General features: G+C 65.5%; 10 protein-coding genes. 5 read left to right on the plus strand and 5 right to left on the minus strand.

Features of this window, described 5'->3' with window-relative positions; genetic code table 11:
- Nucleotides 1–2: 2 nt before the first annotated feature.
- Entirely contained in the window at nt 3–1538 is a 1536-nt protein-coding gene (locus Q0R27_RS12505; RefSeq protein WP_293945331.1) for a DHA2 family efflux MFS transporter permease subunit, read from the plus strand.
- 63 nt (nt 1539–1601) lie between these two features.
- On the opposite strand, the gene rpsI is transcribed toward Q0R27_RS12505, so the two are convergent.
- The 3 genes from rpsI to Q0R27_RS12520 all read right to left on the minus strand — a co-directional run bounded on the left by rpsI (nt 1602) and on the right by Q0R27_RS12520 (nt 3856).
- Entirely contained in the window at nt 1602–2183 is a 582-nt protein-coding gene (gene rpsI / locus Q0R27_RS12510) for a 30S ribosomal protein S9 (RefSeq protein WP_293945333.1), read from the minus strand.
- Nucleotides 2183–2662 carry a 50S ribosomal protein L13 gene (gene rplM / locus Q0R27_RS12515; protein ID WP_293945336.1) on the minus strand — a complete coding sequence of 160 codons (480 nt, stop codon included), beginning with the start codon at nt 2660–2662 and terminating at the stop codon, nt 2183–2185. The genes rpsI and rplM overlap by 1 nt, the downstream gene beginning before the upstream one ends.
- A 117-nt stretch (nt 2663–2779) precedes the next feature.
- Nucleotides 2780–3856, minus strand: coding sequence for a COX15/CtaA family protein (locus Q0R27_RS12520; RefSeq protein WP_293945351.1), 1077 nt, complete (start codon nt 3854–3856; stop codon nt 2780–2782).
- 280 nt (nt 3857–4136) lie between these two features.
- Between Q0R27_RS12520 and Q0R27_RS12525 the strand changes: the two genes are divergently transcribed.
- From Q0R27_RS12525 to Q0R27_RS12540, 4 genes are all read left to right on the plus strand, one after another.
- Nucleotides 4137–4520, plus strand: coding sequence for a MerC domain-containing protein (locus Q0R27_RS12525; RefSeq protein ID WP_293945338.1), 384 nt, complete (start codon nt 4137–4139; stop codon nt 4518–4520).
- Between the two features lie 44 nt (nt 4521–4564).
- A complete protein-coding gene (locus Q0R27_RS12530) occupies nt 4565–5023 on the plus strand; it encodes a transcriptional repressor (protein ID WP_293945340.1) in 459 nt (152 codons plus the stop codon).
- A gap of 64 nt (nt 5024–5087) precedes the next feature.
- Complete coding sequence (gene dxs, locus Q0R27_RS12535) at nt 5088–7016, plus strand: 1-deoxy-D-xylulose-5-phosphate synthase (RefSeq protein ID WP_293945342.1); 1929 nt, start codon at nt 5088–5090, stop codon at nt 7014–7016.
- Nucleotides 7017–7060: 44 nt separating this feature from the next.
- Nucleotides 7061–7441: a thioesterase family protein gene (locus tag Q0R27_RS12540; RefSeq protein WP_293945353.1), complete on the plus strand. Its 381-nt coding sequence runs from the start codon at nt 7061–7063 to the stop codon at nt 7439–7441.
- On the opposite strand, the gene Q0R27_RS12545 is transcribed toward Q0R27_RS12540, so the two are convergent.
- Together Q0R27_RS12545 and Q0R27_RS12550 are read right to left on the minus strand one after the other, a co-directional pair.
- Nucleotides 7438–8391 carry a nitronate monooxygenase family protein gene (locus Q0R27_RS12545; protein ID WP_293945344.1) on the minus strand — a complete coding sequence of 318 codons (954 nt, stop codon included), beginning with the start codon at nt 8389–8391 and terminating at the stop codon, nt 7438–7440. The genes Q0R27_RS12540 and Q0R27_RS12545 overlap by 4 nt on opposite strands.
- Nucleotides 8392–8404: 13 nt before the next feature.
- Nucleotides 8405–9406 carry an NAD-dependent epimerase/dehydratase family protein gene (locus Q0R27_RS12550; RefSeq protein ID WP_293945347.1) on the minus strand — a complete coding sequence of 334 codons (1002 nt, stop codon included), beginning with the start codon at nt 9404–9406 and terminating at the stop codon, nt 8405–8407.
- Nucleotides 9407–9425 lie beyond the last annotated feature (19 nt).

Genomic DNA, 9425 nt, shown 5'->3' on the forward strand with positions numbered 1-9425 from the left:
GCATGACCGAACTCCACGTCCTGGAACCCCGCCGAAGGATGCTGGTGACCATCGCGGTGATGCTCGCGGTGCTGATCCAGATCCTCGACACAACCATCGCCAACGTGGCGCTGCCGCACATGCAGGCGAGCCTGGGGGCGACGCAGGACAGCATCAACTGGGTCCTGACGAGTTATATCGTTGCGTCGGCCATCGCCATTCCGATCGCGGGCTGGCTGGCCGACAAGGTCGGCCGCAAGCGGCTGATGGTGATCGCGGTGGTCGCCTTCACCATCGCCAGCTTCCTGTGCGCGATTGCCCAGTCGCTCAGCCAGATGGTCGCCTTCCGCGCCATCCAGGGGGTTAGCGGCGCCTTCCTCGTGCCGCTCGCCCAAGCGACCCTGTTCGACATTTTCCCCCGCGAAAAACATGCGCAGGCAATGGCGTTGTTCGGCGGCGGGGTCATGATCGGGCCGATCCTCGGGCCGCTGCTCGGTGGCTGGCTGACCGACAGTTTCGACTGGCGCTGGGTGTTCCTCGTCAACCTGCCGGTCGGCACATTGGCGGCGGTCATGCTGCTGCGCTACATGCCGAGAACCGACCTCAATCCGCGCAGGTTCGACCTGTTCGGCTTTGCCCTGATCGGAATTGGCCTTGCTGCGCTCCAACTGATGCTCGACCGCGGACAGCAGCTCGACTGGTTCCAGAGCAGCGAAATCCTTATTGAGCTCGGGCTTACCATCGCCGCCTTCTGGATGTTCATCATCCACACCATCACCGGCCGCGAACCGCTGTTCGAGCGGCACATGTTCACCAACCGCAACTTCGCCACCGGCCTGTTCTTCATGGCGGTAACGGGGGTCCTGCTGCTGGCCGGACTCGCGCTGCTGCCTCCGCTTTTGCAACGACTCTACGGCTATTCGGTGCTTCAGTCGGGTGAACTGACGATGCCGCGCGGGGTCGGAACGCTGATCTCGATGGTCACGGTAGGAAAGCTGGCGCAAAAGATCGACATGCGCGCTCTCGTCGCGCTCGGCATGGGGTTGATGGGCACGTCGCTCTACATGATGACCGGCTTTGCGCTGGTCCAGGACGCGCGGCCGGTGATCCTGAGCGGGCTCGTCCAGGGCCTCGGGCTCGGCATGCTGTTCGTGACGATCCAGTCGCTCGCCTTCGCGACGCTCGAGCCGCGGCTCCGCACTGCTGCGGCCAGCCTGCTTAACCTCTCGCGCAACATCGGCGGGTCCGTCGGCATCTCGATCGTCACCGCGGCGCTAACGCGCAATCTTCAGGTCGCCCATGCCGATATTGGTGCGCACATTACCGATGAGAATGCGCCGAGCGCACTCGGCGCACTGACCCAGCAGCTCGGTCTTCCCGCGCAGTCGGCACTCGCGTTGATCGATGCCGAGATCAATCGCCAGGCGGCCTTCATCGCCTATCTCGATGATTTCAAAATGATGATGTGGATCACCTTCGCCGCGATCCCCCTGGTCTTGCTGCTCAAGCCGCCCAAACCCGGTGCGACCAGTGGCGGACCGCCGTTAGCGATGGACTAGCGCAAACAAAAAGGGCGGCTCGGAGAGATCCGAACCGCCCTTTCTTGTTGGATCACGAAACGTCTAGCGCTTCGAGAACTGGAAGCTCTTGCGCGCCTTGGCCTTGCCGTACTTCTTGCGCTCGACGACGCGGCTGTCGCGGGTCAGGAAACCGGCGCGCTTGACCGTGGTGCGGAGCGTCGGCTCGTAGCGTGACAGCGCCTGGGCGATGCCGTGAAGCACCGCGCCGGCCTGGCCCGAGAGGCCGCCGCCCTTGACCGTTGCGATCACGTCGAACTGGCCGGCGCGATCGGTGATCCCGAACGGCTGGTTGATGACGAGACGCAGCGTCGGACGGGCGAAATAAACCTCCTGGTCACGTTCGTTGATAACGATCTTGCCCGAGCCGGGCTTCAGCCAGACGCGCGCGATGGCGTTCTTGCGGCGACCGGTGGCGTAGGCGCGACCGTATTTGTCGAGCTCCTGTTCGCGCAGGATGGCCTGGATCTGCGGACCCTGGGTTGAGACCGGAGCCTCGTCAGCGGCAGGCGCTTCGGAATGATCGGGAGTAGCCTCGGCCGGAGCGGCAGCGACAGCGGCCGGCTCAGGAGGCGTCGCCCCGGTCAGCGCGGCGAGGTCGGCGAGGGACTGGCGATTGTCGGACATCAGGCGCCCACCTTGTTCTTGCGGTTCATGCCCGCGACGTCGAGGGTTACGGGCTGCTGACCATCGTGCGGATGCTCGGTGCCAGTGTAGAGGTGAAGCGCGCGCATCTGGTCGCGGCCCAACGGTCCGCGGGGGACCATGCGCTCGACGGCCTTTTCGATCACACGTTCGGGGAAACGCCCGTCGAGGATCTTCTCGGCGGTGATTTCCTTGATCCCGCCGATATAGCCGGTGTGCTTGTAATAGGTCTTCTGCTGCAGCTTGCGCCCGGTGAAGCGGACCTTGCCGGCGTTGACGATGATGACATGGTCACCACAGTCGACGTGCGGGGTATAGATCGGCTTGTGCTTGCCGCGCAGGATGTTGGCGACAATCGAGGCGAGCCGCCCGACGACGAGGCCATCGGCATCGATCAGATGCCATTTCTTTTCCACCTCGGCCGGCTTGACCGACTTGGTGGTCTTCATGAGCGCCTTCATGGCGTGAGACCTTCTTGGTTATAAGGGAGGCGCCCCAAGGGGTGCCGCAGAACGGGCTAATGCTGAGAGGGGGGTGAAAAGTCAAGCAAATGCGGGGCTTTTTGAACGGGTAAAATATTACCCGGCGCTTTTCTTCGCATTTCGACCGACGATGTGCGCCCCCCAGACGGTCGCCGCGAGGAGCAGCGCCCCGACCGCCTGGTGCGAAGCGGCAAAGACAATTCCAACCCCACTCATGACCGTGGCGATGCCAAGCAGAATCTGCGTGCCGAACGTGGAGTGGATGGCGATCGAGGCGCGGCGGCCGCCGGCCCGCTTCACCCGCCGCGCGAACAGGACCAGCACGACGACCACGCCCCACGCCCACCACCGGTGGACGAAGTGGATGAGGTAGGGATCGTGAGTGAGGGCGAACAGCACGCCGTTCGACCAGTCGATGCCCTCGGGAACGAGGCGGTCGTTCATCAGCGGCCACGTGTTCGCGACCTGGCCGGCGCGAAGCCCGGCGACCCACGCGCCGAACAGGATCTGGACGGCCAGCGCGGCGAGCGTGGCGAGGCTGAAGCCGTTCAGGCGGGCGGGGCGGTTCTGACCGGTGGCGGCGAGGCTGCGCAGGTCGAGCGCAGTCCAGATGCAGCCGGCGAAGATCAGCAGCGCGCTAAGCAGGTGGGCGGACAGGCGGAAATGGCTGACCTCGGTGCGATTCACGAGGCCCGACTGAACCATGTACCAGCCGAGCGCGCCCTGAAAGCCGCCGAGCGCGAACAGCGCGGCGAGGCGCCAGCCATAGCCCTTGGGGATCGCGCGGCGGACGGCGAACCACAACAAGGGGAGGGCGAAGGCGACCCCGATCAGGCGACCGATCAGGCGGTGGACCCATTCCCAGAAATAGATGAACTGGAAATCGCCGAGCGACATTCCGGCCGGGCCGCTGACTTGTCGATATTGCGGAGTGGCCTGATAGCGCGCGAATTCGGCCAGCCAGTCGCCGTGCGACAGCGGCGGGAAGGTGCCCGAGATCGGCTTCCACTCGGTGATCGACAGCCCGCTTTCGGTCAACCTGGTGATCCCGCCGACGACGACCATCGCGAAGACGAGGCCGGCGATGACGAGCAACCAGCGCGCGATCGCGGCTGGTCGCGGCGTGGACGCGGCGATTCGGGTGGCCGGGTTGCTCAGTACGGCGGTGGTCATGCTCGTGACCCGGTCGGTCGCCGCGCGTTGGGAATTGACCAATTCGCGCCAATTCCTGTCAGCGAACTGGTCTGAATGTTCCGAATGTTCACGGTGACGTCGGGTAATGGGCCGAACGGGATCCGGACCGAAAGTGCAAGCGCGCATGAGGAAACAGGGGTTCGAGCGTACATGCTTTGCCTTTCGCAAAAACAGGCGCTGTAGGACAGCAATTTCGTCACCCTCGGCGGCGCGATGTGATATTGTATCCCTGCGTCCGCGCTGCTATATCATCGCCATCATGACTGCCGCGACCCATCACCCCCCCACGTTCAAGCTGGACCGCTTCGCGATCACGCTGTCGGGGCTGTGCCTGGTCCATTGCATCGCCACGACGGTGTTCGTGGCCATGCTCGCGTCAGCGGGCAGCGTGCTCGGGTCGCCGATCATCCACGAGGTTGGTCTGTCGGTCGCCATGACGATTGGCGCGTTGGCGCTCGGCAAGGGTATTCTCGATCACGGATTCATGATGCCGAGCGCGGTCGGCGGGCTTGGGCTGGGCGTGATGGCGGGGGCGCTGACCCTGCCGCACGACGGCAGCGGCGGCGGCGAGGCGCTGTACACGATGGTTGGCGTGCTGATTCTCGCACTCGGCCACCGCCTCAACGGCATCGCCGCTGAATAGCGCCGCCGCTTGCCGCTGAGGCGTGGCGGGCTTATCTTCCTGACATGGGCCGCCACGATCATCACCTGCATGAGGGCGAGTCGCTCAAGGACGCCGCGCGCGACCAGCTGACCGAAAAGGGCGAACAGTGGACCGACATGCGCGCCGCGGTGTTCGATGCGCTGGCGGGGTTTGAAAAGCCCGCGTCGGCCTATGACATCGCCGAGGCTGTCTCAAAGGCACAGGGACGGCGGGTCGCGGCGAACAGCGTCTATCGCATTCTCGACCTGTTCGTGTCGTCGAACCTGGCGATGCGGGTCGAGAGCGCCAACGCCTATGTCGCCAACAGCCACCCGGGCTGTCTCCACGACTGCATCTTCCTGATTTGCGACGACTGCGGCCAGATCAAGCACATCGACGATGACAAGCTGACCGGCGGCGTGCGCGATGCGGCAACCGAGGCAGGGTTTGAACCGTCGCGCCCGGTAATCGAGGTTCGCGGCAAATGTGGCGAGTGCGCCTGACATCCCACTAGCGCAAACACCGGAGAAGCTTTCGCGCGCGCTAAAACCCAGCTACGGCAAGGCGATGACCGATCGCCCTGTGACGCCGCTGCTCGATACCATATCATCGCCTGCCGACATCCGGGCCCTCCCCAAGGGCCAGCTGCTCCAACTTTCCGACGAGCTGCGCCAAGAGATGATTTCGGTCGTGTCGGTGACCGGCGGACACCTTGGCGCGGGGCTCGGCGTGGTCGAGCTGACTGTTGCCATCCATTACGTGTTCGACACGCCGCGCGACACGCTGATCTGGGATGTCGGGCACCAGGCCTATCCGCACAAGATCGTTACCGGCCGCCGCGACCGCATCCGGACGCTACGCCAGCCGGGGGGCCTGAGCGGTTTCACCAAGCGGTCCGAGAGCGAATATGATCCGTTCGGCGCGGCGCATTCGTCGACCTCGATCTCGGCCGCGCTCGGCTTCGCGATTGCCAACAAATTGTCGGGCAAGCCTGGCCGCGCGATCGCGGTGATCGGTGATGGGGCGATGAGCGCGGGCATGGCCTATGAAGCGATGAACAACGCCCAGGCCGCCGGCAACCGGCTGATCGTCATCCTCAACGACAATGACATGTCGATCGCGCCGCCGGTGGGAGGGCTGTCGCATTATCTCGCGCGGCTGGTGTCGTCGGGAAGCTATCTCCACGTGCGGGATTTTGCGCGGCGGGTCGCCAAACGGCTCTCGAAGCGCGTCCACCGCGCCGCGTCCAAGGCCGAGGAATTCGCGCGCGGCATGGCGACCGGCGGCACGCTGTTCGAGGAACTGGGCTTCTATTATGTCGGCCCGGTCGACGGGCATGATGTCGGCGGGCTGGTCGAAATTCTCGAGAATGTGCGCGACGCCGAAGAGGGGCCGATGCTGGTCCATGTCGTTACCAGGAAGGGCAAGGGCTATGCCCCGGCCGAGGCGGCGGCGGACAAATACCACGGTGTCGTCAAGTTCGACGTCGTCTCGGGCAAGCAGGACAAGGGTCCGGGCGGCGGGCCGCCGAGCTATACGGCGGTGTTCGCCACGGCGCTCGCCGACGCGGCGCGGCGCGACGACAAGATCGTCGCGATCACCGCCGCGATGCCGTCGGGCACCGGACTCGACAAGTTCCAGGCCGAATTCCCCGACCGGACGTTCGACGTCGGTATCGCCGAGCAGCATGCGGTGACCTTCGCCGCCGGACTTGCGGCGCAGGGTTATCGGCCGTTCTGCGCGATTTACTCGACTTTCCTTCAGCGCGCGTACGACCAGCTGGTCCACGACGTCGCGATCCAGAATTTGCCGGTGCGCTTCGCGATGGACCGCGCGGGCCTTGTCGGTGCTGACGGCGCGACCCATGCCGGGTCGTTTGATCTCGCTTACCTGTGCACCTTGCCGAACATGGTCGTCATGGCCGCGGCGGACGAGGCCGAGCTCGCCACCATGGTCCACACCATGGCGCTTCACGACAGCAGCCCGAGCGCGGTGCGCTATCCGCGCGGCAACGGACGCGGGGTCGAGATGCCCGCGACCCCCGAGCGGCTCGAGATCGGCAAGGGCCGCATCGTTCGCGAGGGCAAGGCGGTCGCCATCCTGTCGCTCGGCACGCGGCTCGAGGAGGCCGAGAAGGCCGCCGAGCAGTTGGAAGCAATGGGCCTGTCGACCACCGTCGCCGACATGCGCTTTGCCAAGCCGCTCGACGAGGCACTGATCCGCCGCCTGCTCACCACTCACGAAGTCGCGGTGACGGTCGAGGAAGCCTCGGTCGGCGGATTTGGCGCGCATGTCCTGACGCTGGCGAGCGACGAGGGGCTGATCGATGGGGGATTGAAGCTCCGCACGATGCGGTTGCCCGACGTGTTCCTGGACCAGAACGCGCCGATGAAGCAATATGACGAGGCGGGGCTCAACGCGCCGCAGATCGTCGAGACGGTGCTGAAGGCGCTGCGGCGCAACAGCATCGGGGTGGCCGAAGGAGCGAGCGCCTGAGCCCCGAACGGCTGGGCCGCGCCGCCTATCGCGCGTGGACCCCGATCACGCTTCGCTGGGCCGACAATGACGTTTACGGACACGTCAATAATACCGTCTATTATCAATGGTTCGACGATGCGGTGAACGGCTGGCTGATCGAGGCCGGGCTGCTCGACGTCGAAGCGGGCGACCCGATCGGGCTGGTCGTCGCGACATCGTGCAGCTATTTCGCGCCGCTCGCCTTTCCGGGCAAGGTCGAGGTCGGGATCGCGATCGAGCGGCCTGGGCGGTCGAGCGTGACCTATCGGGCCGGCGTGTTCGCGAAGGGTTCCGACAAGCCCGCCGCCCAGGGACAATTCACGCACGTTTACGTCGGCCGCGAGAGCCGCCGGCCGATTGCCCTTCCCGACACCTGGCGCGCCGTGCTGGAAACGCTCGCCTAGGCGGTGATACGTTCCTTTGCGGCCGCATATTCGCGCGCCAGGCGATCGACCATCGCCGTCACCGGGCCGACGCTGTCGACCGCGCCGATGCCCTGGCCCGAACCCCAGATGTCGCGCCACGCCTTCGCGCCCGTCGACGATTCGAAGGTCATCGATTCGGGGCCACCTTCGGGCAGGTTGTCGGGATCGAGCCCGGCGGCGACGATCGACGGGCGCAGGTAATTGCCGCCGATGCCGGTGAACAATGACGAGTTGACGATGTCGACCGCGCTGCCGGCGACGATGCCCTGCTTATATTCGTCCGATGCGCGCGCCTCGTAGGTCGCGATGAACGGCGATCCGATATAGGCGAAGTCGGCACCCATCGCCTGCGCCGCGAGGACCGCGCCGCCGGTCGCGATCGAGCCCGACAAGGCGAGCGGCCCGTCGAACCACTGGCGGATTTCCTGGACGAGCGCGAACGGCGACCAGGTCCCGGCGTGGCCGCCCGCGCCCGTGGCGACCGCGATCAGGCCGTCGGCGCCCTTCTCGATCGCCTTGTGCGCGAAGCGGTCATTGATGATGTCGTGGAAGGTGATCCCGCCCCACGCGTGGACCGCGGTGTTGAGGTCCTCGCGTGCGCCCAGCGAGGTGATCGTGATCGGCACCTTCCACTTGGCGCAGGTCGCGATGTCGGCCTCGAGCCGATCGTTCGAGCGGTGGACGATCTGGTTGACCGCATAGGGCGCGGACGGAGCGTCGGGATGATCGCGGTCATGCGCGGCGAGCGCCTCGGTGATCTCGTGGAGCCACTCGTCGACTAGCGCCTGCGGGCGGGCGTTGAGCGCGGGGAAGCTGCCGACTATCCCGGACTTGCATTGGGCGATTACTAGCGCCGGGCCGGAGACGATGAACAAGGGCGCGCCGATCACCGGCAGGCGCAGGCGCGAGAGGATGGAAGGGACGCTCATCGGGAGGATTCCTCTAGGCCTGGTGGTGATAGTCGCGGTACCATTGGACGAAGCGCGGGACGCCAACGTCGATGGTGGTGGTCGGTGCATAGCCATGATCACGCGCGATCGCGCTGATGTCGGCGAAGGTATCGGCGACATCGCCAACCTGCATGCCCTTGGCGTCGATGATCGCGCTCCGCCCGGTCTCGGCCTCGAGCAGGCGTACGACGCGCATCAGTTCCTCGGAGCGGCTGTTGCCGATGTTGTAGAGCGCGTGGGGCGCGTAGCTGCCGCCGGCTTTCTCGGTGCCGTCATCCGTCGGCGGGCCGTCGAGGCAGACGACGACGCCGCTGACGATATCGTCGATGAAGGTGAAGTCGCGCCGCATGTCGCCGCCGTTGAACAGGGGTAGCGGGCGGCCTTCGTAAAGCGCCTTGGTAAAGATCCACATCGCCATGTCGGGGCGGCCCCACGGGCCGTAGACGGTGAAGAAGCGCAGGCCGGTCAGCGGCAATTTGTAGAGGCTGGCATAGCTTTCGCTGATCAGCTCGTCGGCCTTCTTGGTCGCGGCATAGAGCGACAGCGGGTGATCGACGCGGTCCTCGACGCGGAACGGCAGGGTCTTGTTGCCGCCGTAGACCGACGAGGAGGAGGCGTAGACCATATGGCTCGACTGGCGCTGGCGGGCGAGCTCCAGCATGTTGGCGTGACCGACGAGGTTGGCCTGTATGTAAGCGGATGGATTCTCGATCGAATAGCGAACCCCGGCCTGCGCCCCGAGGTGGACGATGCGGTCGAAGTCGTGGCGGCGAGCGAAGTCGGTCAACGCGGCATTGTCGGCGAAATCGACCTTCTCGAAGGCGAAGGCATTGCCGAAGTCGCGCCTGAGCGCGGTGAGGCGGTCCTCCTTCAGCTGGACCGAATAATAGTCGCTGAGGTTGTCGATCCCGACAACGCGGTCGCCGCGCTCCATCAGGCGGCGGGTAACGGACGAGCCGATAAAGCCGGCGGCGCCGGTAACGAGGACATTCATGACGGCTCCCTAGCGGCGG

The sequence above is a fragment of the Sphingomonas sp. genome, from assembly GCF_025362505.1.
Classification (GTDB): Bacteria; Pseudomonadota; Alphaproteobacteria; order Sphingomonadales; family Sphingomonadaceae; genus Sphingomicrobium.